Annotated in this window: 20 protein-coding genes and 1 pseudogene; 5 read left to right on the top strand and 16 right to left on the bottom strand. The window is 70.7% G+C overall.

What is annotated here, in order from left to right; all coding sequences use genetic code 11:
* Positions 1-3: 3 nt before the first annotated feature.
* From ABZT04_RS20255 to ABZT04_RS20305, 11 genes are all read right to left on the bottom strand, one after another.
* On the bottom strand, positions 4-2,556 hold the full coding sequence (locus tag ABZT04_RS20255; protein WP_356058058.1) for a tetratricopeptide repeat protein: 2,553 nt from the start codon (positions 2,554-2,556) through the stop codon (positions 4-6).
* A 26-nt stretch (positions 2,557-2,582) separates the two neighbouring features.
* Entirely contained in the window at positions 2,583-3,914 is a 1,332-nt protein-coding gene (locus ABZT04_RS20260) for a hypothetical protein (RefSeq protein WP_356058060.1), read from the bottom strand.
* Positions 3,915-3,986: 72 nt separating this feature from the next.
* On the bottom strand, positions 3,987-5,039 hold the full coding sequence (locus tag ABZT04_RS20265; protein WP_356058091.1) for a glutamate ABC transporter substrate-binding protein: 1,053 nt from the start codon (positions 5,037-5,039) through the stop codon (positions 3,987-3,989).
* Between the two features lie 20 nt (positions 5,040-5,059).
* Positions 5,060-6,451: a hypothetical protein gene (locus ABZT04_RS20270; protein WP_356058092.1), complete on the bottom strand. Its 1,392-nt coding sequence runs from the start codon at positions 6,449-6,451 to the stop codon at positions 5,060-5,062.
* Between the two features lie 239 nt (positions 6,452-6,690).
* Positions 6,691-7,662, bottom strand: a complete 972-nt coding sequence (locus ABZT04_RS20275) for a BadF/BadG/BcrA/BcrD ATPase family protein (RefSeq protein WP_356058062.1) — start codon at positions 7,660-7,662, stop codon at positions 6,691-6,693.
* The gene (locus tag ABZT04_RS20280) at positions 7,653-8,918 is read right to left on the bottom strand and encodes a 6-phospho-beta-glucosidase (RefSeq protein WP_356058063.1); all 1,266 of its coding nucleotides are present in this window, start codon (positions 8,916-8,918) and stop codon (positions 7,653-7,655) included. Before ABZT04_RS20280 ends, ABZT04_RS20275 begins: the two co-directional genes overlap by 10 nt.
* A 6-nt stretch (positions 8,919-8,924) precedes the next feature.
* A complete protein-coding gene (locus ABZT04_RS20285; protein ID WP_356058065.1) occupies positions 8,925-9,818 on the bottom strand; it encodes a carbohydrate ABC transporter permease in 894 nt (297 codons plus the stop codon).
* A 3-nt stretch (positions 9,819-9,821) separates the two neighbouring features.
* Positions 9,822-10,763, bottom strand: a complete 942-nt coding sequence (locus ABZT04_RS20290) for a sugar ABC transporter permease (protein WP_262058107.1) — start codon at positions 10,761-10,763, stop codon at positions 9,822-9,824.
* Positions 10,764-10,770: 7 nt separating this feature from the next.
* Positions 10,771-12,108: an ABC transporter substrate-binding protein gene (locus ABZT04_RS20295; RefSeq protein WP_356058066.1), complete on the bottom strand. Its 1,338-nt coding sequence runs from the start codon at positions 12,106-12,108 to the stop codon at positions 10,771-10,773.
* 71 nt (positions 12,109-12,179) lie between these two features.
* Positions 12,180-13,391 (bottom strand): ROK family transcriptional regulator, encoded by a 1,212-nt coding sequence (locus ABZT04_RS20300; protein ID WP_356058067.1) that lies wholly within the window; start codon positions 13,389-13,391, stop codon positions 12,180-12,182.
* A gap of 189 nt (positions 13,392-13,580) precedes the next feature.
* Positions 13,581-14,414 carry a hypothetical protein gene (locus tag ABZT04_RS20305; protein ID WP_356058068.1) on the bottom strand — a complete coding sequence of 278 codons (834 nt, stop codon included), beginning with the start codon at positions 14,412-14,414 and terminating at the stop codon, positions 13,581-13,583.
* Between the two features lie 346 nt (positions 14,415-14,760).
* Here ABZT04_RS20305 and ABZT04_RS20310 point away from each other — a divergent pair, with 346 nt between their 5' ends.
* Positions 14,761-15,336 (top strand): hypothetical protein, encoded by a 576-nt coding sequence (locus ABZT04_RS20310; RefSeq protein ID WP_356058069.1) that lies wholly within the window; start codon positions 14,761-14,763, stop codon positions 15,334-15,336.
* Here the strand turns inward: ABZT04_RS20310 and ABZT04_RS20315 are convergent.
* Both ABZT04_RS20315 and ABZT04_RS20320 read right to left on the bottom strand, forming a co-directional pair.
* On the bottom strand, positions 15,329-15,778 hold the full coding sequence (locus tag ABZT04_RS20315; protein WP_356058071.1) for a Uma2 family endonuclease: 450 nt from the start codon (positions 15,776-15,778) through the stop codon (positions 15,329-15,331). The genes ABZT04_RS20310 and ABZT04_RS20315 overlap by 8 nt on opposite strands.
* Before the next feature lie 156 nt (positions 15,779-15,934).
* Positions 15,935-17,029 (bottom strand): mechanosensitive ion channel family protein, encoded by a 1,095-nt coding sequence (locus ABZT04_RS20320; protein ID WP_356058072.1) that lies wholly within the window; start codon positions 17,027-17,029, stop codon positions 15,935-15,937.
* Positions 17,030-17,352: 323 nt separating this feature from the next.
* On the opposite strand from ABZT04_RS20320, the gene ABZT04_RS20325 reads away from it, so the two are divergent.
* The gene (locus ABZT04_RS20325; protein ID WP_030609777.1) at positions 17,353-17,889 is read left to right on the top strand and encodes an HNH endonuclease; all 537 of its coding nucleotides are present in this window, start codon (positions 17,353-17,355) and stop codon (positions 17,887-17,889) included.
* An 82-nt stretch (positions 17,890-17,971) separates the two neighbouring features.
* On the opposite strand, the gene ABZT04_RS20330 is transcribed toward ABZT04_RS20325, so the two are convergent.
* The 3 genes from ABZT04_RS20330 to ABZT04_RS20340 are packed head-to-tail and all read right to left on the bottom strand — an operon-like array spanning position 17,972 to position 20,546.
* The gene (locus tag ABZT04_RS20330; RefSeq protein ID WP_356058073.1) at positions 17,972-19,321 is read right to left on the bottom strand and encodes an ABC transporter permease; all 1,350 of its coding nucleotides are present in this window, start codon (positions 19,319-19,321) and stop codon (positions 17,972-17,974) included.
* Positions 19,318-20,016, bottom strand: coding sequence for an ABC transporter ATP-binding protein (locus tag ABZT04_RS20335; protein WP_356058074.1), 699 nt, complete (start codon positions 20,014-20,016; stop codon positions 19,318-19,320). The genes ABZT04_RS20330 and ABZT04_RS20335 overlap by 4 nt, the downstream gene beginning before the upstream one ends.
* A complete protein-coding gene (locus tag ABZT04_RS20340; protein WP_356058075.1) occupies positions 20,013-20,546 on the bottom strand; it encodes a PadR family transcriptional regulator in 534 nt (177 codons plus the stop codon). The genes ABZT04_RS20335 and ABZT04_RS20340 overlap by 4 nt, the downstream gene beginning before the upstream one ends.
* A 180-nt stretch (positions 20,547-20,726) precedes the next feature.
* On the opposite strand from ABZT04_RS20340, the pseudogene ABZT04_RS20345 reads away from it, so the two are divergent.
* The 3 genes and pseudogenes from ABZT04_RS20345 to ABZT04_RS20355 form a co-directional block, all read left to right on the top strand.
* Positions 20,727-20,933: pseudogene (locus ABZT04_RS20345) on the top strand (hypothetical protein); the annotation flags it as partial.
* A gap of 135 nt (positions 20,934-21,068) precedes the next feature.
* Positions 21,069-23,195 (top strand): 4-alpha-glucanotransferase, encoded by a 2,127-nt coding sequence (gene malQ, locus ABZT04_RS20350; RefSeq protein ID WP_356058077.1) that lies wholly within the window; start codon positions 21,069-21,071, stop codon positions 23,193-23,195.
* Between the two features lie 110 nt (positions 23,196-23,305).
* Complete coding sequence (locus ABZT04_RS20355; RefSeq protein ID WP_356058078.1) at positions 23,306-23,593, top strand: hypothetical protein; 288 nt, start codon at positions 23,306-23,308, stop codon at positions 23,591-23,593.
* The last annotated feature ends 187 nt before the right edge of the window (positions 23,594-23,780 follow it).

Raw genomic sequence — 23,780 nt, forward strand, 5'->3', positions numbered from 1 at the left:
CAACTACACCCACGTCCGGGGGCGGTAACGGTTGGCACGTTCCACCAGGTAGATCCTCTCCTCGCCGCCCCGCGCCAGCCGGGCCAGCGTGCGGTACGAACGCTCCAGGCCGAAGCGGAGTCCCCGCTCGTCCAGCTCGCTGCCGAGCAGCTCCCGCCGAGTGAGCGGCACGGAACCCTGGCCTCCGGAGAGTATCCAGTCGAGGGCGCACCCGAGGACCTCGGCCGACAATCGCTCGCGCCGGACCGCGTCCAGACCGTATCCCTCCAGCGCTTCCACCTGCCCGGCGGCGGCCGTCAGATCGTCCAGGAACGGCGTGTCGCCGGCCGTCGCGGTCCGCTGCCGAAGCCGCGCCCGTACGGCGGCCACCCGCGCGGCCGTGTAGTGGATCGACGCCTCGGGCACCGACTCCAGCGTCCGTACGGAACCGGACCGGTCGCCGGTCGCGAGCTGGACGCGGGCCAGGCCGAACGCCGCGCTCACATAGCTGGGGTCGGTCGACCACACCAGCCCGTAGTACTCGGCGGCGTTGTCCAACTGTCCCAGCACCTCGGCGCACACCCCGAGCGCCAGCTTCGGTGTGGGCTCGCCCGGGAAGGCGTCGTAGATCGCGTCGAAGGACAGCGCGGCGGCCTCGAAGTCACGGGTCGCCAGGGCGGCCACGCCCCGGTACCAGACCACCCGCCAGTCGTCGGGCCGCTCGTCCTCCAGCTTCGCCAGGGCGTCCAGCGCGGTGTACGAGTCGCCGTTCTCCAGCCAGGCGCGGATCTGCCGCAGCCGGGTCTCCACGGACGGCGACGGCGCGGACGCGAGCGCGCCGAGCAGCTCGGTCGCCGCGGTCGCCATCAGGCCCGCCAGGAAACCCGCGTTGGGGTCGGCAGGGTCGACATGGGGGACCGGCAGGGCGAGCGCCACGGCGGGGGCGTCGACCGGCTTGACGATGCCCGGTGCATCCGCCGTGGCGGGCAGCGGTGCGGCGGGCAGTGGTGTGGCGGCGGACAGCCGGGAGGCCGGGAGCGCCGTGGACGCCACCGCCTTGCGGTTCCTCGGCCGCACCACCCGCGCTCCCAGCGTCGACACGTCCCCGTCCAGTGCCGGGAACAACTCCGTGTCCGTGACCTTGAGTTCGGGGCCGAACAGGGTGGACAGCGACGGCCGGGCCCGGCCCGTCTGCAGCGAGACGACCTCGCGCAGCACGCCCGTCAGTTGCTCGGCCATCTCCTGCGCGGAGGCGAACCGGCGGGCCGGATCAGGGTCGGTGGCGCGGACCAGGAGCCGGTAGAACGACTCGTAGCGGCGGAAGACCTCGATGTTGTCCGGGTCGGGCAGCGAGTCCACGAAGACGTTCGTGTAGCCCTGGAAGTCGAAGGTCATGACCGCGAGGGTGCGGGCCACGGTGTACAGGTCGCTCGCCACCGACGGGCCGACCTCCGCGACCTCCGGCGCCTGATAGCCCACCGTGCCGTAGATCGCCGACTCGTCGTCGTCCATCCGGCGCACCGCGCCCATGTCGATCAGCTTGAGCTGGTCCTCGGTCTGGATCGCGTTGTCGACCTTGAAGTCGCAGTACAGCAGATTCCGGCTGTGCAGATGGCCGAGCGCCTCAAGGGCCTCGATGCCGTACGCGCAGGCCTGCTCCACCGGCAGCGGATCGCGCTTCCCGCCCGCCGTACGACGGTCGTTGGCGATCTCCTTCAGGGACTTGCCGCCGACGTACTCCATGACGATGTACCCGTCCAGCGAACCCGTCCGCTGGTCCAGGTGCTCCACGAAGTTGTAGATCCGCACGATGTTCGCGTGCTCGATCTCGGCGAGGAAGCGCCGCTCGGAGATCGCGGCCGCCATCGCGTCCTGGTCGCCGGTGTCGAGGAGGCCCTTGAGCACCACCCAGCGGTCGGAGACCGCGCGGTCCACGGCGAGATAGACCCAGCCCAGGCCGCCGTGCGCCAGACAGCCCGCGACCTCGTACTGGCCGTGCACCACGTCACCGCCGGCCAGCTTCGGCACGAAGGAGTACGGGTTGCCGCACTTGGTGCAGAACCCCTCGGTGCGCCCCGGGCTGTCGCCGCGCGAACGCCCCACCGGCGCCCCGCAGTCCGAGCGCGAGCAGAACCGCTTGCGCTCGGGCACCTCCGGGTTCTCCAGGACCATCTCGCGCGGGTCCGGCCGCGGCACGCCCGGCACCTGCACCAGGCCGACCCCGAGCCGGCCGCGGCTGGAGGTCCCCGACGACGGGCCGGAGCTGCGCACCGACACCGAGCGGCTGGAGGACCGGCCCGACACCGAACGCGAGAGCCGTCCCGACACCGAGCGCCGCGACTTCGACGACTGCGAGGACGTACGCGAACTCCGGCTGCTGGAACGGGAACTGCCGCTCCCAGCCCCGCGCGAACCCTTGCCGCCGCCGGTCATCCCGGTGGGCGGCGAACCGATCGCGCCGGTCGACGACACCACCGGCGCCAGACCACATGTGTCGCAGTACAACTCGCCGCCGCCGACGTCCTCATAGGACCCCTCGCAGCCGGGCCGCTGACACTTTCTCTGTGTCTCACTCATGACCGACCCCGCTTCTCCCTCGTCACTCACGCGCCCGGCCCCCTCACGTCCTCCGGACCACCCTGCGGCTGGGACCGCGGAGTACTGAACTGCTCGGCCGCCGCGTGCTGGTAGCGCAGCACCGCCTGCTCGGCGACCCGCAGGTCGCAGGGCGCGCTCCACAGCATGCGGCGCGCCGCGTCGTACCGCTCGATGAGCAGCGGGTCCTCCGCGAGGCCGTGCCGGGCGACCTTCGCCTTGTACGCGTCGAGACGGCCGCGCAGCTCCGCGCGGACCGCCAGCGGCTGGGTGACCGCGGTCAACGACTCGCGGGCGCGCAGCAGTTCGTCCTCCGCCTTCTGCTCCAGGGACTCCAGGAGCGGGGACAGCCGGTGCCACTGGGCGTGTCTGCGGTACTCGGCGGCCGTCGACAACTGCTCCTGGAGCACGGTCGGCGGTCCGCTGACGACCGGCACCTCGGTGGCGGCGATCTTCGCGAGGACCTCACCGCGCGCGGTACGCGCCTCGGCGAGCGTACGGTCCGCGCGGGAGAGCACGTCCCGCAGCTTCACCAGCCTTGCCTCCGCGTCCTGCCGGACGGTGAGCACGGCGTCGATCTCGCGCCGCACGTCCTCCAGGGCGCGCGCCTCCCGGTCGTAGACCGTGGTGTCCGGACGGCCGCCGCCGGGGGCCGAACTGCCCTGCGCCCGCACCCAGAAGGCCAGCGGGTCGGAGATGACCCGCTCGCGCAGCTCGGTCAGCGTGCTGGTGATGCGCTCCAGGTCGTCGCCCGCCGGGTGCTCGCCCGGGCGGACGCCGACGGAGTGGGCGAGCTGCCGGGTGCGCTGCAACTCCGCGGCCAGTAAATCGATCCGGGCGGGCAGCGCCGACCACACCGCGTCGGAGGTGACGACCATGTCGAGCGAGGTCGCGTACAGGTCGTTCATCTCGTCGACCAGCGCACTCAGCGAGAACTGGTGGCTGAGCTTGCTCGAACCACCCGTCAGCGTCGGCGCGTTGGCGGTCGCCGCGGTGGATCCGGCGACCGTGACGGACTCGCCGCGCAGCAGCTCGGTCAGCTCGACCAGGTCCTCACGGCTGGACCAGCGGCGTCGGGAACGGATGCTCTGGGCGGCGTGGAAGGCGTCCGTGTACGCGTCGAAGTACGCCCACAGCAGCGTGATCGACGCCTCCGTGGACGCCCAGCGCTCCTTGGTGATGCCGGTCAGCTCGGCGCCTTCGAGGAGTCTGCGGCCCGCGTGGTCCTGGAGGGCGAGGAGCGAGGTCTCGATGGCCTCGTGCTCCGCGCCGAGCCGCGCCAGCGCACGGTCCACCTCGTCCCGGTCCATTACCGGCCCGGGGGGTCCCGTGACGCCCATCGATCACCTCTCGCTGCGTTGTGTTTCCGTCAGTGGTCCGTGTTGTCCTGGTTGTCAATAGTTGATGGTCCGTCAGGTGTAGTGCGGTGCGGGCGGGTTGGCCGACTCCGACTTGTGCAGGGTGGGCAGCAACCATTTCGTGTAGGACGCCCGCCAGCCGTCGGGGCTGGTGCGGTACGTCTCCAGTATTCGGTTGACCCGGCGTACCAGGTCGGTCGCCCCCTTGTTCATCGCCACGCCGTAGTACTCGGTGGTGAAGGGGCTGCCCTTCAGCTCCACCGTCGGGTCCTGCGCGGCCTGGCTGGCGGCGAGCGCGCCGTCGGTCACCACCGCGTCCGCCTGGCCGAGTTGGAGCTGCACCAGGCAGTCCAGTTGGTTGGGGACGGCATCCAAGACGTCGACGCTGGCGGGGATTCTGTGGCCCTTGTCCGCCTTCAGACGATCGTTCGCCGTGGACGTCTCCGCCGAGCAGACCCGCTTGCCGGCGAGCGAGTCGTTGTAGCCGGTGACCGTCGACACCTTCGGGGCGAGGACCTGCTGGCCGGTGACGAAGTACGGGGCGGAGAAGGCCACATGGTCCAGGCGTTTGCAGGTGATCGTCATGGTGCGAACCACCATGTCGACGCGGTTCTTCTCGATCGCCGGGATGCGCTGGCTGGTCGGGATGGCCAGGAACTGGAGGTTGTCGGAGGTGTAGGAACTGCCGAAGATGTTCTTGGCGATGTCGGTGACCAGGTCGATGTCGAAGCCCTCCAGGTCACCGGAGGAGCCGTTGGGGTTGCGGTACCCCCAGCGGTAGCTGTTCTGGTCGACGCCCACCCGCAGCACACCGCGGGCCTTGATGGCCTTGATCGTGGTGCCCTCGGCGTCCGACGGGGGCGGGCTCAGGTTCTGGACCGTCTTCTCGTCGCACTTGGCGGCCTTGGCCTGGACGCCCTCGGCCGTCCGCTGCCCGCCGTGGTCCGCGCCCGCCTCGCCGCGGGACTGGGTGAGCGGCAGCAGCAGGACGAAGGCGAGGGCGAGGACGCAGACGGCCGCCATCGCGCCCACCCCGCCCCAGCCCCTCAGACCGGCCCGCAGCCGTCCGAGGTTCCGGAGGCGACCGGTGTAACCGCGTGCTCGCATCGTCACGCCCTCTTTCCCCTTCACCGGTACTCCGACAGCCTGCGCCCGATGCCCAGGACCGCGCCGGCCGCGCCGAGCACCGCGAGCACCGCGGCGCCGACGGTGAGGCCGGTCATCGCGTCCAGGCCGTCACCCGCGGACTGCTGGAACTCCTTGGTCTCGTGGTCCAGCGCCTTGTCCAGCGAGGCGTCCACGGCGGTGAAGCACTCGGCGGTCGCGCCCTTGCCGCCGATGACACCGTCGCGGGCCTCCTGGTAGCGACCCAGTTCGTTCTTCTGGCTGACCACATTGTGGCGGGCGATCCACTCCGTCATGGACTTGTTGGCGACGGCGACAGGCTCGCGGCCCGCGGAGTCGTCGGCGAGCGAGTCGGCCAGCTTCAGGCCCTTGCCCAGCGCGGCGATCTCCTGGTCGTACCCCCAGTCGTAGGCGTCCACGACCCTCTTGTCCAGGAGGGTCTTCGTCTCCGCGCCGCGGCTGACCAGCGTCAGGTTCTCGTCGCTGCGGGCCTTGAGGGAGGCGATTCGGGCGTCGTGCAGCACGCTGAGCGACTTGATCCCGTGGGCGTACGAGGCGTTGAGGCCCGCGCGGGCGAAGCTGTGGCCGACGACCAGCCAGAGCAGGACGACCGCGGTGGCGGCCGAGGCGGCGACCAGGCCGTGGTTCAGGACCCGGTTCGTGCGCTGGTAGTTGCGCCGCTGGGCCCAGGCGAGGCCGCCGAGCGCGAGGAGCCCGAGGGCGATCGCGAACCAGGGGTACGGTGTCGCGTCCCCGTAGTCGGCGCTCAGCCGCTGGTTCTCCTTGTCGTAGAGGTCCTGGGCCTTGGGGAGCATCTTGTTCTGCATGCTGTCGTTCGCCGCGCGCAGATAGGCGCCGCCCACCGGGAAGCCCTGCCGGTTGTTGGCGCGGGCCGACTCGACCAGGCCCTTGTACTGCGGCAGCAGTTCGTTGAGCTGCCTGATGGTGGTCGCCGACGACGAACCCGGGTCGGTGTTGGCGGCGGCGGTGACGAGCTTCGCGGCGGCGGTCTTGATGTCCAGCTCGTACTGGCTGCGGGTCGCCTGGGTCTCCTGAAGACCCGCCAGGTAACCGCTGGCCGCCATGGTGTTGGCGTCGGCGAGCGAGCGGTAGATGTCGGCCGCGTCGGAGCTGAGCGGCTGGCTGTGGTGGAGCACGTCGTCGGCGGCCGTCGCCCGGCTGTTGGTCTGCCAGGCGGTGACCGCCCCGAACGCGACCACCAGCACGGCCAGCAGCGCGCCGATGGCACGCAGCCGCCCCGGCTCGGTGGTCGCCGCCGCGCGCAACCGGTCGACACCTTCGGCCAGCGCCGTACGGCGCTCGGGTGCAGCGTCCGGCGCGCGCCGGGGCGGGGGCAGCTGCGACCGGCCCGGCTGCGGAGGCGGCACCGGCATCGTGGGCAGCGCGGAGCCCGGTGGTGCCGCGCTGCTCTTCGGCGGTTGTGTCACTGCTGACCTCCCCCAGGGTCATCCCGTCGGCGCAAGTATCGCCGCCAGGACTGACATTCCGCACCGGCCTTCACTGGATCTTGATCGGATCGCAGCGTGACGACCGGATTTCCGGCACCACACAACGCCCCGCACCACCCCCTTGTCCATGAATACGCCGTGGGAATCTGTTCGGTTCCCGGGTGTCAGTGCTCGTAGTGGGCCCGCGCGCGGGCGTGTGCCTCGGGCGGAACGCCCACGTGGTCCAGGCCCAGCAGGACGGAGCCGAGCACCGGCCGCGCGGTGACCACCCTCGCCACCGCCTTGGGCGCCCGGGCGGCCAGCAACTCCCTTATACGGTCGTCCAGTTGGGGATGGCGGGCGGCGAGGATGCTGCCGCCGAGCAGCACCGGCGCCTCCTCGTCGAGCAGGTCGAGGCGGGTCAGCGCGACCGTGGCCATCGCCACCACCTCCTCGGCCAGCCGGTCGACGATCGAGCGCGCCACCGGGTCGCCGTCCGCCGCCGTCGCGAACAGCACCGGCGTCAACTCGTGCCGCCGCTCGTGCACGACGTGTTCGAGATGCAGCGCCTCGATGAGGTCGTACATGGAGCCCAGGCCGAAGTACGCCGGGAGCGTACGCGCCAGGGCCGTGGGACCACCGCGTCCGTCCTCGGCGCGGGCCGCGTGCCACAGGGCCTCCTCCGCCAGGCCCCAACCGCCGCCCCAGTCACCGGAGATACGGCCGATCGCCGGGAAGCGCGCGATACGCCCGTCGGGGCGCATGCCGGCGCAGTTGATGCCCGCCCCGCACACGACGGCGACTCCACGCGGTTCGGTGATGCCCGCCCGCAGCACCGCGAACGTGTCGTTGCGCACCTCGACACTCGCGCCCCACCCGCGCGCCCGCAGCGCGGCCGCCAACTGCTCCTCCTCCACCGGGAAGTCGGCGTTGGCGAGACAGGCCGACACATGCTCGACCGCGCTCACCCCCGCGTCCGCGAAGGCGCGGGCGACGGCCTCCGCGACGGTGTCCACGGCGGTCCCGACGCCCACGACCGGGGGCCGGAACCCGCCGCCGCGGGCCGTGGCGAGGACTTCTCCGTCGGCCGCCACGACCGCGACGTCGGTCTTGCTGTTGCCCGCGTCGATGGCGAGGACACTTGCGGTCAGGCCCACGCGAGGTGCTCCCGGTTGTGCGCGATCAACTGGTCGGTGAGGGCTTCGGCGTACTCGTACTGGCCGATCAGCGGGTGTGAGAGCAGCGCCCGGAACACCCGGTCCCGGCCGCCGCGCAGCGCGGCCTCCAGGGCGAGGTCCTCGTACGCCGTCACCTGGGCCATCAGCCCCGCGTACAGCGGGTCGACCTCGGCCACGGCGAGCGGGGTCGGGCCCTCGGCGCCGACGGCCGCCTGCACCTCGATCACCGCGTCGTCCGGCAGGAACGGCAGCGTGCCCCTGTTGTAGGTGTTCACCACCTGGTAAGGGCTCCCGCCCCCGCCGAGCAGTGAGGCGGCCAGATCGACGGCGGCCTCGGAGTAGTAGGCCCCGCCGCGCTTGGCGAGCAGCGCGGGCTTCTCGTCGAGTTCGGGGTCGGCGTACATCTTCAGCAACTCCCGTTCCATCTCGGCGACTTGGGAGGCCCGCGACGGCTTGGTCCGCAGCTCCCGCACGACCTCGTCGTGTGCGTAGAAGTAGCGCAGGTAGTACGACGGGACGACGCCGAGCCGGTCGAGCAGCACCCGGGGCAGGCTCAGGTCGGCGGCGATGTCGTCGCCGTGTTCGGCGAGCAGCCCGGGCAGCACGTTCGCCCCCTCGGGACCGCCGAGCCGCACACCGGTCTCCCAGGTGAGGTGGTTGAGGCCCACATGGTCGAGGTGCACATCGTGCGGAGCGACATCGAGGAACCCGGCGAACTTCCGCTGGAATCCGATCGCCACGTTGCACAGCCCGACCGCCTTGTGGCCGGCCTGGAGCAGGGCGCGGGTCACGATCCCCACCGGGTTGGTGAAGTCGATGATCCAGGCGTCCGGGTTCGTACGGCGGACCCGTTCCGCGATGTCGAGGACCACCGGCACGGTCCGCAGCGCCTTGGCGAGACCACCCGCGCCGGTCGTCTCCTGGCCGACGCAGCCGCATTCCAGCGGCCACGTCTCGTCCTGCTCCCGGGCGGCCTGACCGCCGACTCGGAGCTGGAGCAGCACCGCGTCGGCGCCCTCGACACCGGCGTCCAGGTCGAACGTCGTCACGATCCTGCCGGGGTGCCCCTGCCTGGCGAAGATCCGGCGGGCCAACCCGCCCACCAGCTCCAGGCGTTCGGGTGCCGGGTCGACGAGGACGAGTTCCTCGACGGGCAGGGTGTCCCTCAACCGGGCGAATCCGTCGATGAGTTCGGGTGTGTAGGTCGAGCCTCCGCCGACCACGGTGAGTTTCATACGGGGTTAACCCTTCACTCCGGTGAGCGTGACGCCTTCGACGAACGCCTTCTGGGCGAAGAAGAACACGAGGATCACGGGGGCCATGACCAGTACGGTCGCGGCCATGGTGAGGTTCCAGTCCGTGTGGTGCGCGCCCTTGAACGACTCCAGGCCGTAACTCAGTGTCCAGGCACCGGTGTTCTCCGAGGCGTAGATCTGCGGACCGAAGTAGTCGTTCCAGGCGTAGAAGAACTGGAAGAGCGCCACGGCCGCGATACCGGGCCTGGCCATCGGCAGCACCACCCGCAGCAGGGTCCTGAACTCGCCGCAGCCGTCGACCTTCGCCGCGTCCAGGTACTCGTTCGGGATGGTCATCAGGAACTGGCGCAGCAGGAAGATGGAGAACGCGTCGCCGAACGCCATCGGGATGATCAGCGGCCACAGCGTGCCCGACAGGTCCAACTGCTTCGCCCAGAACAGGTACATCGGGATGATGACGACCTGCGGCGGCAGCATCATCATCGAGATGACCAGCATCAGCGACAGATTCCGGCCCCGGAAGCGGAACTTGGCGAGCGCGTACGCCACCGGGATCGACGACACGACGGTGAGCACGGTGCCGAGACCGGCGTAGATCAGCGTGTTCTTCCACCAGGTGAGGAAGCCCGGGGTGTCGAAGACCTTGCGGTAGTTGCCCCACTCCCAGGTGTGCGGGATGAGGTCCCGGCTCAGGGCCTGGCTGTCGCTCATCAGCGAGGTCAGGAACACGAACACGAAGGGGAGCGTGAAGAAGAGCGCGGCGGCGACACCGAGCGAGTGGACCGCGATCCACTCGATGAGCGCCTTGCGGCGGGCGGTGCGCTCGGCGGGGGTCACCGGCACCTGCAACTCCACCGGTTTGTCGAGTACTTGGGCCATGGGTCAGTCACCTGCCAGGTTGAGCCCGCCCCGGCGCCGCATCAGGAACGCGGTGAACACCATCGACAGGGCGAAGAGGACGAGTGCCACCACGCAGGCCGAGCCGTAGTCGAAGCGCTGGAAGCCGAGGTTGTAGACGAGCTGGGGAAGGGTGAGCGTGGACTTCTCCGGGTAGCCGGGCTCGAACTGCGTACCGGCGCCCTGGATGACACCGGAGGCGACCTTCCCGGCGATGAGCGGCTGGGTGTAGTACTGCATGGTCTGGATCACGCCGGTGACGACGGCGAACATCACGATGGGTGAGATGTTCGGCAGCGTGACGAACCGGAACCGCTGCCAGGCCGAGGCACCGTCCAACTCGGCCGCCTCGTACTGCTCTTGAGGCACGTCGAGCAGCGCGGCCATGAAGATGACCATCAGGTCGCCGATGCCCCAGAGGGCGAGCAGGGTGAGCGCCGGCTTGGACCAGGTGGGGTCGTTGAACCAGCCCGGGGCCGGGATGCCGACCTTCTCCAGGATCGAGTTCACCGGCCCGGTACCGGGGTTGAGGAGAAACGCGAACGCCATCGTCGCCGCGACCGGCGGGGCGAGATACGGCAGATAGAAGAGCGTCCGGAAGACGCCCGTCGCTGTCTTGATCTTGGTGATCAACAGCCCGACCCCGAGCCCGAACACGACCCGGAGCGAGACCATCACCACGACCAGCCACAGGGTGTTGCGCATCGCGGGCCAGAAGTACGGATAGTTCTTGAAGACGTACGTCCAGTTCTTCGTCCCCACCCACGTCGGCGGCTTGAAGCCGTCGTAGTGCATGAACGAGAAATAGACCGTCGAGATCAGCGGATACGCGAAGAAGACCGCGAAGCCGATCAGCCAGGGCGACATGAAGGCGAGAGTACGAAGCGCGGACCTGCGGCGCTTCGACGCCAGGGTAATGGTGCTCATGCTGGGGCTACTTCGCCTGCGCGATGTCGGTGTCGATCTGCTTGGCGGTGCTCTTCAGGGCCGAGTCGAGATCGGTGACCTTGCCGCTCTCGTAGTCGTAGCCGAGGTTCTGGATCGTCGCCAGATACACACCGCCGTTGATCGAAGCGGGAGAAGTCGTCGAGTACTGGTTCGCCGCGATGTCCAGGAACGTCTTGAAGCGCGGGTCGTACTTCAGCTTCGGGGACTTGAGGGCGGCGAGAGTGGAGGGCACGTTGTGGATGGAGTTGGAGAAGCCGACCACCGCGTCCGTGTCCGTGGTGATGTACTTGACGAACTCCCAGGCCGCGTTCTGCTTCTTGCTGTTCGCGGCGATACCGGCGATCGTGCCGGTGATGTAGCCCTTGCCGTACTGGGCGACCTGGTCGTCCGGGACGGGCAGCGGGGCGACGCCGATGTCCAGCTTGGGATTGGCGGCGAGGGCCATACCCAGCCGCCATTCGCCGTCGAGCTGCATCGCGACCTGACCGGTGTGGAAGGGGTGCTTGTCGCCCCATTCGTCACCGAGCGTGGAGCGGTAGCTCTCCAGCTTCTTGAATCCGCCGAGTTCGTCGACGAGCTTCTTCTGGAGGGTGAAACCGGCCTTGAACGCGGGGTCCGTGGCGAGCGCCGACTTTCCACTCTTGTCGAAGTACGTCGGCGAGAACTGCGCGAAGAGGTGCTCGGTCGTGCTCTCCCAGCCGTGGTAGTCCGGCATGAACCCGAGCTGCGAGTACGTGTCACCCTTGGTGATGGTCAACTTCTTCGCGTCGGCCTCGAATTCGGACCAGGTCTTGGGTGGGCTGGTGATGCCGGCCTTCTTGAATTCAGTCTTGTTGTAGTAGAGCCCGTACGCGTCGCCCAGCAGGGGAGCGGTGCAGCGGTTCCCGTCGAACTGGGTGTACTCGTTCATCGCCTTCGGGAACGTCGTCTCCGGGTCGATGCCGTCCTTCTTGAAGAGCGGGTTGAGATCGACCAGGGCGCCCGAGGAACAGAACTTGCCCACGTTGTTCGTCGTGAACGACGAAATCACGTCCGGCGACTTTCCGCCGCCGGTGCGCAGCGCCTGGTTGATCTTGTCGTCGGTCATGTTGCCGACGACGTTCACATGGATGTTGGGGTGTGCCTTCTCGAAGCCGGCGACCAGCGATTTCACGGCGCTCAGCTCGGAGGCCGCGCTCCAGGCGTGCCAGAAGTTGATGGTGACGTCCTTCGAGGCGTCGTCGGTGGCACCGGACGAGGACTGGCCCGTACAGGCGGTGGCGAGGAGGGCGAAGGACGCGGACGCGGCGACTGCGACAGCCGCTTTCCGGGATATTCCGGGCATGGCAAGGTCTCCCAAGGGCGGGGCGGGGTGAGGTGGTTGCGGGAAGCCGGGGGGTGGGTCGAAGGGGGTGCTCAGCGCGAGGTGTCGAAGACCTCGTCGCGGGTGGTCGCCAACGCGCTCTCCAACGCGCCGCGCAGCACGGGCTGTTCATGGACATCGCCGACGACGAGCCGGGGCCGCGACGCCGCCAGCTCCTCCAACTCGGCCTGGACGAGGGCACGCAGAGGTTCGCCGCCCGCGGCCAGTGAGGCACCGCTGAGGACGACGAGTTCGGGGTCGAGCACGGAGACGAGCGAGGCGAGACCGGTCGCGAGGTGGGTCGCGTAGATCTCCAGAAGCCGCTGCTGGGGACCGCTCGTGTGGTCGGCGGCGGTGGCGACGAGGGCTGCGGCGACCTCGGCGTAGGGACCCGTCGGGATCTCGGTGATGCCGAGTTCACGGGCCAGCTTGGGCAGGGCCTGCGAACCGGCCAGCTCCTGGTAACCGCCGCTGTTGGCCTTGGTCACCTGGCGGACCAGGGGTGCGCCCGGCACCGGCAGGAAGCCGACCTCGCCCGCGCCGCCGGTCCAGCCGCGGTGCAGCCGGCCGCCGAGGACCAGGGCGGCGCCGAGACCGCCCTCGTTCCACAGCAGCACGAAGTCGCCGTGCCCGCGGGCCGCGCCGAGCCGCTGCTCGGCTATGGCGACGAGGTTGACGTCGTTCTCGTACTCCACCGGCATCGGCAGCGCGGCGGCGAGTTCGTCGAGGAGGGCGGGGGAGTGCCAGCCCGGCAGGTGCGAGGCGTACCGCAGCCGGCCGGTGTTGGGGTCGAAGGCGCCGGGTGTGCCGATGACCAGCCGGTGGATGTCGTCCCTCGCGAGACCCGCCGCCTTGACGGCCCCGTCGAGGGCGTCGGTGACCTGCCGTACGACGGGCTGGGCGGGGCGCCGGCCGGGGGTGGCGAGCTCGAACTCACCCACCGTGCGACCGGTGATGTCGGCGACGGCGGCGCGGATGCGCTCCGGTGTGACGTCGAGTCCGGCGGCGTGGGCGGCGCCCGGATTGACCACGTACAACTGGGCGTTGGGCCCCGGCCGCCCCTCGCTGGTCCCCGTGGCGAGCACGAGTCCCGCCGCTTCCAACCGGGCCAGGAGCTGGGAGGCGGTCGGCTTGGAGAGGCCGGTGAGCTTGCCGATCCGGGTGCGGGACAGCGGGCCGTGCTCCAGGAGGAGGTCCAGGGCGGCGCGGTCGTTCATGGCGCGCAGGACGCGGGGAGTGCCCGGGGTGCCGGAGGTTCCTGCCATGTCGTACGCCACCTCCCTCTCGAACTGCTTCCAGCTGTCCAGCGTGTCATGTGATCACTGTTAGGAAGGTTTCCTATTGGGTGGGAGGAACGTAAGCCCAGTGCGAAGGGGGCGTCAATAGACACCGCCCCCGAGGCAACAGACTCGTTACCTGCGGGGGCGGTGGGGTGGTGCGCGCGTACGTGAGCCTTACTGGACGTCGATGTAGTCGCCGGCGGCCGTGGCCGTGCCGGTGGTGGCGGTGCCCGCGAAGACGTAGCGGAAGTAACCGTCCTTGACGGCCTTCACGGTCGTCTTCAGCGCGCCGCCGGTGCCGGAGGTGACGGTCTTGACGGTGGTGTACGTGCTCGAACCCTTGGCGCGGAACTGCAGCTTGGCCGGCTGCGACATGTACCCGGAGTACTTGCCCGTCTCCCAGTTGGCCCGCGTCAGGGCGCCGGTGACCGTGATGGTCCTGCCCTTCTTCACCGGCTCGGGCGTGGCGTTGGCGGTGAGCTTCGCGGCGCGCTGCACCTTGACCTTGCCCTTGTTGCCCCAGGCCGCGTAGTCGGTCGACGCGCTGATCTTGTCGTCGGAGTCGTCCAGGTCGAAGTCGTAGTGGCCGTACAGGCCGGCGACGTTCCAGGTGGTCGCGTCGGCGGTCTCGAAGAGGCTGTCCTCCGGGTCGATGGTGATCGTGTCGGAGCAGGACTCGGTGACGGTGGTGTCCGTCGTCGCCGTCGTCGTGCAGGTGGGCGCCATGTTGCCGTCGATCTCGTTGTCCGCGTCCGCGAGGCCGCCGCGGTAGAGCATCACCCCCACGAATGTCGTCTTGTAGTCGATGACCAGGTCCGACGGCCGCGTCAGCGTGTACGTCACGGGCACCTTCACCGAGGCGGTGGTGCCGACGACGATCGCCTTCCCCTTGTTGACCGTCACACCGGAGAAGACCAGATCCGGCGTGGCGGCCTGCGCGAGCGGCGCGGCCAGACCGGTCAGGGCCAGGGCACCGGTCAGGGCGGCGCCTATGGCGAGCTTTCTCATGCTTGTCCCCACATTCGAAACGGACCCCTGGGCGTTGCGCTCCAGAACAAGGGCCCGCTGTGGAGGCGACCTTAGACATGGGGAGGCTGCGATGGAAATGAGTTGGAGCTGTGAAGGGAGGCGCATCACGGGTTCGTCACGATGAACAAAGCCGCAGGTGGGGATGGGTTGACGGATATTTCCCCGATCTCCCGCATTTGCGCCACCTGTTGACCTCTTTTCGGCCACTACGGCTCCGCCGCCGAGGCCGATTCGTGATGTCGTGGGCGGCGGCTGCCAGCCGCTTCACAGCATCCTGACTTTTGATCAACCGCGTTTGCGAGAGGCGGGGAACGGGGTGTGGGGCATGCGGGTACTGGTCGGCTGCTGGCGGGCGGCCGTGAGCTTGATCGTCGGGATCGCGGTGCTCCAGGTCTTCGTGGACATCTGGGACGAGGGCGGCTTCGTCTGGAGCGACGCGGGCAAGGATTCCGTCGCGTGGAGCGCCTGCACCGTCGTCTGGGCGGCGGTGGCATGGCTGTCGCTACGACACCGGTCCCGCGCGGCGGGCGTCCCCCTGGCCCCGGAGGCCCTCGCCGACCGCCAGACCCACCAACTGCGCGTGCTACGGCCCTCCGAGGGCTGGCCCGACCGGATGCTCGCGGAACTGAAGGCATCGGACCGGGTCGTCGTCACCGCCGAGAAGGGCCGCGAGGAGATCTGGTTCCGCTGGCGACTCGGCCGCCGCAGAAACATGGTCTGGGGTTCGATCGCCTTCGACGACGCGTCGGGGGCGGTCCTGCTGGACATGCGCGAGGAGGAAGGGGCCATGGGGGTGGCGGGGTTGCGGAAGGGGGCGGCGTTTGTCGCGGTGTGCCAGATTGCGGGGGTGTTGGGGTTGGGCGGGGCTCAACTGCGGGGCGGCGCGGTGGAGTTCAGGTGACGAGCGACGGGCCGCGTGACGTGTGTTCCGGCATCGCGAACTCGGGGTCTACGAGGAGCGGTTGACCCTGTGGCGGGCGGGTTCGCTCGATGACGCGATCGCCCTCGGGGAGTCGGAGGCGCGCGAGTACTGCGCTGTCCCTCCGTGGTCTCGGCCTCAGATGTCCAGGAAGGGTGCCGTGTCCAGGGTGGGATACGGGGCCGGGGGGGGGCAGGGGCTCGCCCAGGTCCACCTTCGACTCCGTGTCGTAGTACGCCTTGGTGGGGTCGTCGCCGGGGAGGACGGGGGTGGTGTGGCAGTGGGCCGTCTTCGTCTCGCGGTTGATCAGGACGTAGACCGGAACTCCCGCGGCGGCGTAGGTACGGAGCTTCGGGCCGGTGTTGGTCTCGTGGTTGGTGGACGTGACCTCGCCGACCGGCTCCATGATGGGTTCGGCGCTCATCGATGCTTCTCCCTCGTCACGCAGTTGCCAGGTTACGCCCGTGCCGGGTGCCCCGGCAGAACGCTCAGGCATTCGGACGTCCCGTGACCTGGGATTCCGTCACCGTTCACTCGAACGAGTGTGCTGAACCGTTCCCCTCCCTGCCGGCCCGCACTACTACCGCGTAGAAGGCCGCGGAGACGAGATCGGCGAAGCAGCCGCCGTCTGCGGCGAGTCCGCGTTCGAGTACACCGAAGGTGCCGCGACCGCCTCCACCGGATCCGCCGCGTCGTCGACCGGGTCCGCCGTCGCGCCGCCGACGATGCGGATGTTCGCCTCGTCGAAGGCCCGCTTGATGCGCCAGCGGAGTTCGCGTTCGACGCCCACCGACTTGCCCGGCATCGTTTTCGCGGAGAGGCGGACGACCATCGAGTCGATGAGGACGCTGTCGAGGCCGAGGACCTCGATGGGGCCCCAGAGCAGCTCGTTCCAGGGCTCTTCCTTGCTCATGCGCTCGGTGACCTGGTCGAGGGTGGCCTTGACGCGGTCCAGGTTCTCGGAGGCGCGGACGGTGACGTCGACGCCGGCCGTGGCCCAGCCCTGGGAGAGGTTGCCGATGCGCTTGACCTCGCCGTTGCGGACGTACCAGATCTCGCCGTTGTCACCGCGCAGCTTGGTCACCCGCAGGCCGACCTCTATGACCTCGCCGGAGGCGACGCCCGCGTCGATCTGGTCGCCGACGCCGTACTGGTCCTCCAGGATCATGAAGACGCCGGAGAGGAAGTCCGTGACGAGGTTGCGGGCGCCGAAACCGATCGCCACGCCCGCGACACCGGCGGAGGCGAGGAGCGGGGCGAGGTTGATCTCGAACGTGCCGAGGATCATCAGCGCCGCCGTGCCCAGGATCACGAAGGACGCCACCGAGCGGAGGACCGAGCCGATCGCCTGGGAGCGCTGGTGGCGGCGTTCCGCGTTCACGAGCAGGCCGCCCAGGGCCGTGCCGTCCACCGACTGGACCGTCCGGTTCATCCGGTCTATCAGCTTGGTGATCGCCCGCCGCACCGTCATTCTCAGCACCGCCGCGATCACCAGGATCAGCAGCACCCGCAGACCTATCGCCAGCCAGGTGGACCAGTTCTGCTCCACCCAGCTCGCGGCGTTGGTGGCGCTCTCCTGGGCGTCCTGGAGCGTGGGCACGGTCACCGCGGTCCCCGAGGGGCTCGGAGAGGGCGACGGCGATGCGGCGGCCAGTAGGACGGCGGACAAGGACACGGCAGGTACCTCCAGGTGCTGCGTCTGCCTCCGGCATGGTCCGGCAGGAGCAAGGTCACGAATAGGTCACCGAGAAGGCAGGTCCACCACACTATCGGGGCATCGTGTGTGGATCGTTGCCATGTTCGGGGGAGAGCCTGTGCCCGGCGGGGAATGAACAGGTGGGACGAGCCCACGCCCGTTCCGGGGATGAATCACATGTGGTCGAAAACACTCCCAGCCCGTTACCGGGACATGGTGGCGCTTCCACCAGGCATGAGGGGAGACTGACTACAGATCGTCCCGGCGCGAGCCACGCGCCGCCGACGCACAAGGAGGCATCCGTGCCGCATGTCCTGGTCCTCAACGCGTCGTACGAGCCACTCGGCGTCGTACCGCTCCGCCGCGCGCTCGTCCTCGTCCTGGAGAACAAGGCTGTCTCCCTTGAGGAATCCGGCGCCTTTATGCACAGCGCAACCGTCACAGTCCCCGCACCCAGCGTGGTCCGGCTCAAGCGATTCGTACGGGTTCCCTATCGGGGGCCCGTTCCTCTGACCCGGCGGGCGCTGTTCGCGCGCGACGGGGGCCGGTGCATGTACTGCGGTGGCGTCGCAACCAGCGTCGACCATGTCATTCCGCGCAGCCGCGGGGGCAAGCACGTCTGGGACAACGTGGTGGCGTCCTGCCGCCGCTGCAACCACGTGAAGGCCGACCGACATCTCTTCGAGATCGGCTGGCGGCTGCGCCACAAACCCGCCCCACCATCCGGCCTGGCCTGGCGCATCATCGGGACAGGCCATAGGGACCCGCGTTGGCTGCCGTACTTGCAGCCGTACGGCGCGGAGGACGCGATGGCCCGGATCGACGGCATCTCCGCCTGACGATCCGGGCTTTTGTGCACCCCCTGTACGGCGGCACGGAGTCGTCCGCCCCGGCAGCCCCCCGCGCTGCCGGGGCGGACGGTCATGCGTAGCGCAGCTCACCCTGTCGCACCGAGCGGCGCAGCAGCGGCAGTGAGGTGGCCGCCGCCAGCAGACAGCACGCGTAGACGCCGACCGGGACCAGCAGCGCGGTGTACGGCACCGGCACGCTCGTGTGCCGGGAGACGGCGGCGCCGTACCAGAAGCTGATCGCCGCACCGCCGAGGCCCGCCACCGCGACCGCGGGCAGCAGCGGCAGCGCGGTCTCCAGGAGCAGCGCCCGGGACAGCACGGCGTGCGGTACCCCGGCGGCGACCTGCGCGGCCAGGCCCCGGCGCCGGGTGGCGAGGGACTCGGCGGTGCCGACGGCCAGGCCGGTCAGGACGAGTGCGAGGGCGAGGGCGATCGCGGCGGCCATGAGGTCGATGCCGGTCGTGTAGTAGGTCATGTGCGCGGCGAGGTGGCCTCTTTCGCGCTTGTCGGCCAGGTCCGCGAGCAGGATCTGGCGTACGCCCGCGAAGCCCGAGCCGACGACCGTCACCAGCAGGACGGCCGCGTGGGTCCGGGCGGTCGCCCAGGGGTCCTCGCGCAGCCGTTCCGCCGCGATCAGCAGCGCGGGGCGCCCGGTGCCGGCCGCGAGGCCCTCACCCAGTTGGCGGGACGAGACCCCGGACAGCCAGATCGCGGTCAGGCTGAGCAGCACCGCCAGGACGAACACCGTCACCGGGCCGAGCCCGAAGGAGACCGGGCTCCCGAGGACCGGGGTCAGGGCGATGCCCACCGCCGTCACCGCGAGCACCCGCACCGTCGTACGGAACAGCCGCCCCGGCCCGCGCACCACCGGCACCCGCCGCACCCGGCCCAGCGGATCGGCCACCACCCGGCGCAGCGCCACCGCGCTCACCACCGCGCCCAGCACCGGCACGGCCGCCACGACCAGGACCGCACCGGCCCAGACCGTGCCGGACGGCAGCAGCGGTACGAGGGCCGCCGCGGCACCCGCCGCACCGGCCAGGCAGGCGAGCCCCGACTCCAGCGCCGCGATCCGCCGCACCTGCCCGGGCCCGGCCCCCGCGAGCCGCAGCGCGGCCAGCCGCCGGTCCCGGTGCACCGCCCCGATCCGCGCGCACTGCCCGAGGAACCCGAGCACCGGGATCAGCAGCAGCCCGAGCGTCAGACTCACGTTCCGCCGGTCACTGGGCGAATCGAACAGCCCGGACCCGAACGACACGGAGTGGAACCCGTCCAACGACAGCAGCCCTACGACGACCAGAGCGATCCCCGTCGCCAGCGCGGCCCCCGTCGCCGTGAGCCCGGCCCGCCACCACTCCCGCCGGTCCGAACCCCGGGTGAGCAGCCAGGCCAGCCGCAGATCGGAGAGCGCGGACCTCACGCGGCCACCCCCGCCGTCGCCACGGTCCCGTCCGCCAGCCGGATCTCACGGTCCGCGTACGCCGCGACCTGCGCGTCATGGGTGATCAGCAGGACCGCCGTAGCGCACTCGCGGGCCGTGCGGACCAGGGCCGTCATCACCTGCTCGCCCGCCAGGGAATCCAGCGCGCCCGTCGGCTCGTCCGCGAAGACGACCCTCGGGCCGGTCACCAACGCCCGTGCCAGCGCCACCCGTTGGGCCTGGCCACCGCTCATCTCACCCGGCCGCAGCTCGGCCTGTCCGCGCACCCCGAACCGCTCCAGCCACTCACCGGCCTCGGCGCGGGCGTCCGTACGCGAGGCGCCCGCGAGCAGCAGCGGCAGCGCGACATTGTCCACCGCCGTCAGCTCGGGTATGAGCTGCCCGAACTGGAAGACCACCCCGAACTCGGTGCGCCGCAGCTCGCTGAGCCGCTTCTCGGACAGTTCGTCCAGCCGCTCCCCGGCATACGTCACCGCCCCCTCGTCGGGGTGGACGATCCCGGCCAGGCAGTGCAGCAAGGTGGACTTGCCGCTGCCGCTGGGCCCCGTGACGGCGAGGATCTCGCCGGCCGCCAGCTCGGCCGAGGCACCGCTCAGCGCCCGGCTCCTGCCGTGGGTCTTGGTGAGGTCACGGGCCGTGAGAAGCGGCACCGTGTCGTCCCCCATGTCGCTCATGCTGTGTCGACCTCCGCGGTCAGAGTGGTCAGCCGGGCCGCCGTCGTCGCCATCCAACGGAGGTCCGCGTCAAGGTGGTTGAGGGCGTAGTCCGCCGAGAGCACGGTCGCCAGGTCGCTGCCCTTGGCGGTCTTGACCGCCGTGAGTTCACGCATCCGCTCCATGTGGGCGGCGCGTTGGGCCCGGAGATACGCCTCCGGGTCGCCGCCGGACAGGATCGAGACGACGACCTTGGCGAAGATCTCGTTCGTCACGAAGGGCGCGGGCGGCGCGATCTCCCCGGCCCAGCGCGCGAGTTCACGCGAACCGTCGGCCGTCGCCCGGTACGCCGTCCGCTCCGGGCCGCCGTCCGAACCGGTGCCGTCGATCTCCGCGAGACCGTCCCGGACCAGCCGTTGGAGGGTCGTGTAGACCTGCCCGTAGGCCAGCGGGCGGGCCTGCGGGAATCGTTCGTCGTGGCGTCGCTTGAGGTCGTAGCCGTGGCTCGGTCCCGAGGCGAGCAGGCCCAGCAGGATGTGGCGGGTGCTCATGGCGATCAGTATGCACCGGATACATGTACTGAGTGAATAGTGATCAGCGGAAAATCACGGGGTGCGCGGTGGGGGAGTGGCCGCGGTGCCACCCGTACCCCAACCTGGAGGTCTGCCCTCGCGTCCACTGGGTAGGGCTGCGGTGACCAGTCCGTCGCCCGATCCGACAAGGAGGCCACCGTGGCCGCATCGGCATCACTTCCGCTCCCGGCCCGCTCCAAACGCACCGCGGAGCCGTCCGCCGACATCGAAACCGACCTGTTCTTCGTCGACTCCGAGGGCGCCTGGGCCGAGGCCCCGCTGACCAGCGAACCGCCGCTGGCCGACGCCGAACCCCTCACCAGCGAACCCCCGCTCGCCGACACCATCCCGCTGACCAGCGAATCCGCGGCGATGGGCGCGCCGCACACCAGCGAGTCCGCCCTGTTCGCCGACCCGCTGACCGGTGAGTCCCTCGCGTTCGACGACCCGTCGACCGGTGAATTCCCCGTGGTCGCCGACCCGGACTCGACGAGGCCCTAGATGACAGCACCCCGGCCGGCCGAACCCCTCGGCGAGGAGCTGTCCCGGCTCGCCGAACTGCACGGCGTCGCCACCGCCTACCGCCCCTCCCCGGACCGCGCGGTCCCGGCCGCGCCCGGCGCGGTCGTCGCCGTCCTGGCCGCCCTCGGCGTCGACGCGAGCACCCCGCAGGCCGTGGCCGCCGCGCTCGCCGCCCGCCAACAGGAGCTGGCCGAGCGGCTGTTGCCGCCGACCGTCGTGGGCCGCCACGGCGGTACGCCCGCCGTGCTCGACGCGCTGCCCGGCGGCACCCGGCTGCACATCAGGACCGAGCAGGGCGAGACCCGGGCGAGCGCCGACCAACTCCCGCCCGGCATCCATCAGTTGACCGCCACCGCGCCGGACGGCCGCACCGCCGAGGCCCATCTCGTCATCGCCCCGGACCGGTTGCCCACGCCCACCGGCCGCTCGTACGGGCTGATGGTGCAGGTCTACTCGCTCCTCTCCGGGCACTCCTGGGGCATGGGCGACCTCGGCGACCTCGGTGAACTCACCGCCTGGGCCGGGCGATCGCTCGGCGCCGGATTCGTCCAGGTCAACCCGCTGCACGCGGCCGTACCCGGCGCGCCCACCGACCCCTCGCCCTACCGCCCGTCCTCGCGCCGCTTCCCCGACCCGGTGTACCTGCGGGTCGAGGACATCCCCGAGTTCGCTTACGTCGGGGAAGAGGACCGTGAGCGCTTGCGCGGGCTCCTCGACCGGGCCGCCCGACTGCGCGAATCCGTCCTGGAAAAGGGCGCGTTGATCGACCGCGACGCCGTCTGGGAGGCCAAACGGGAGGCGCTGGAACTCGTCCGCCAGGTCCCGCTCGGGCCCGGACGCCGTGCCGCCTACGTCGACTTCCTCGCTCGGGAGGGCGAGGCGCTGGAGGACCACGCCACCTGGTCCGCGCTGGCCGAGGTACATGGCTCCGACTGGCACCGGTGGCCCGCCGGACTGCGCGACCCGCGCTCGGCCGAAACCGCCCGCGCCCGCACCGAGTTGATGGACCGCGTCGACTTCCACTGCCGTCTCGCCTGGCTCACCGACAGCCAACTCACCGCCGCCCAGCGGGCCGCACGGGAAGCGGGCATGCCGGTCGGGATCGTGCACGACCTCGCCGTCGGGGTGCATCCCGACGGCGCCGACGCCTGGGCCCAACAGCGGTACTTCGCGGCCGGCATGTCGGTCGGCGCACCCCCGGACGCCTTCAACTCCCTCGGCCAGGACTGGGGGTTGCCCCCCTGGCGCCCCGACCGCCTCGCCGAGTCCGGCTACGCCCCCTACCGCCGACTGCTCCGCGCCCTCTTCCGCTACGCCGGCGCCCTGCGCATCGACCACGTCATGGGCCTCTTCCGCCTGTGGTGGGTCCCCCAGGGCCGCCCGCCCACCGAGGGCACCTACGTCCGTTACGACGCCGAGGCCATGCTCGCGATCCTCGCGCTGGAGGCCTCGCGCGCCGGGTCGATCGTGATCGGCGAGGACCTCGGGACCGTGGAGCCGGGTGTGCGCGAGACGCTGCGGGAACGCGGGGTGCTCGGCACCTCGGTGCTGTGGTTCGAGCGGGACTGGGACGGCGACGGCCGCCCCCTCGACCCCGGGCGCTGGCGCGCCGACTGTCTGGCCACCGCCACCACCCACGACCTGCCGCCCACCGCGGCCCGCCTCACCGGCGAACACGTCGAACTCCGCGACCGGCTCGGCCTGTTGACCCGGCCGGTGGAGGAGGAGCGGATCGAGTCCGCCACCGACGTGGGGGAGTGGCTGGCCCTGCTGTCCCGGCTCGGCCTGCGCGAACCCGCGACGAGCGGCGGCCGGCCCGCGTCCGAGGAGGAGGCCGAGATCCACGCGGTCCACCGCTTCCTGCTCCGCACCCCCGCCCGCATGATCGGCGTCTGGCTCCCCGACACCGTCGGCGACCGCCGCCCGCAGAACCTCCCCGGCACCTGGGACCAGTACCCGAACTGGCGCCTGCCCGTCGCCGACGCGGACGGCCGCCCCGTGACCCTGGAGGAACTGTCCGCGTCACCGAGGCTGCACGCGTTGGTGGAGGTACTGCGGGCGGGGCTGGAAGCGGCCTCGGGGGGCGGTGGGGGCGGGGGTCTCTGAGGCTCGTCCGCCGCATACCGCACCCCGGTCCGCCGCATACCGCACCCCCGCACGCCCCATACGGCACCCCCGGGCGCGCGGCTCGTTCGGGCGTTCGCTACTTTTGCACCGTGGACAAGAAGAACGCCCTGCGCGCCGGCGCCCTGGCTGCCGGTACGACGCTGATGATGCTGCTCATGACGTCCCCCGCGCTCGCGCTCACCCGCGACGACGGTGACGACCCGGGCAACGGCCTGAGCGTCGCCGAGACGCTGGGGCTCTATGTCCTGTGCCCGCTGGCCCTGTTCGCGATCATCGCGGGCCTCGTCATGGCGCTGGACAAGTCCAAGGACCGCGCGCCGAAGGCCAAGCCGGGCACGAAGGCCGGCGCCAAGGCCACCGCCGACGCGAAGGTCTGACCTCACCTTTTCCGGAGGGCGTCCGCCTCACCCACACCCGGGGGGGGGCCCCCCCTACCAATTGCTCTCACCGGGGCGGCGCCGGCCAGTACCGCAGGAGCGTTGGCGCCACCCCCCCCCCCAAAACCACCCCCCCCCCAAAAACCACCCCCCCCCCCCCCACCCCCAACCCCCCCCCCCCCCCCCC

It is taken from the genome of Streptomyces sp. NPDC005492, from assembly GCF_040605995.1.
Classification (GTDB): Bacteria; Actinomycetota; Actinomycetes; order Streptomycetales; family Streptomycetaceae; genus Streptomyces.

Bases quoted from the DNA above. Each gene is read 5' to 3' on its own strand.
- ABZT04_RS20255 (WP_356058058.1), bottom strand. From the start codon at position 2,556: ATGAGTGAGACACAGAGAAAGTGTCAGCGGCCCGGCTGCGAGGGGTCC.
- ABZT04_RS20260 (WP_356058060.1), bottom strand. From the start codon at position 3,914: ATGGGCGTCACGGGACCCCCCGGGCCGGTAATGGACCGGGACGAGGTG.
- ABZT04_RS20265 (WP_356058091.1), bottom strand. From the start codon at position 5,039: ATGCGAGCACGCGGTTACACCGGTCGCCTCCGGAACCTCGGACGGCTG.
- ABZT04_RS20270 (WP_356058092.1), bottom strand. From the start codon at position 6,451: ATGCCGGTGCCGCCTCCGCAGCCGGGCCGGTCGCAGCTGCCCCCGCCC.
- ABZT04_RS20280 (WP_356058063.1), bottom strand. From the start codon at position 8,918: ATGAAACTCACCGTGGTCGGCGGAGGCTCGACCTACACACCCGAACTC.
- ABZT04_RS20285 (WP_356058065.1), bottom strand. From the start codon at position 9,818: ATGGCCCAAGTACTCGACAAACCGGTGGAGTTGCAGGTGCCGGTGACC.
- ABZT04_RS20290 (WP_262058107.1), bottom strand. From the start codon at position 10,763: ATGAGCACCATTACCCTGGCGTCGAAGCGCCGCAGGTCCGCGCTTCGT.
- ABZT04_RS20295 (WP_356058066.1), bottom strand. From the start codon at position 12,108: ATGCCCGGAATATCCCGGAAAGCGGCTGTCGCAGTCGCCGCGTCCGCG.
- ABZT04_RS20300 (WP_356058067.1), bottom strand. From the start codon at position 13,391: ATGGCAGGAACCTCCGGCACCCCGGGCACTCCCCGCGTCCTGCGCGCC.
- ABZT04_RS20305 (WP_356058068.1), bottom strand. From the start codon at position 14,414: ATGAGAAAGCTCGCCATAGGCGCCGCCCTGACCGGTGCCCTGGCCCTG.
- ABZT04_RS20310 (WP_356058069.1), top strand. From the start codon at position 14,761: ATGCGGGTACTGGTCGGCTGCTGGCGGGCGGCCGTGAGCTTGATCGTC.
- ABZT04_RS20315 (WP_356058071.1), bottom strand. From the start codon at position 15,778: ATGAGCGCCGAACCCATCATGGAGCCGGTCGGCGAGGTCACGTCCACC.
- ABZT04_RS20335 (WP_356058074.1), bottom strand. From the start codon at position 20,016: ATGAGCGACATGGGGGACGACACGGTGCCGCTTCTCACGGCCCGTGAC.
- ABZT04_RS20340 (WP_356058075.1), bottom strand. From the start codon at position 20,546: ATGAGCACCCGCCACATCCTGCTGGGCCTGCTCGCCTCGGGACCGAGC.
- malQ (WP_356058077.1), top strand. From the start codon at position 21,069: ATGACAGCACCCCGGCCGGCCGAACCCCTCGGCGAGGAGCTGTCCCGG.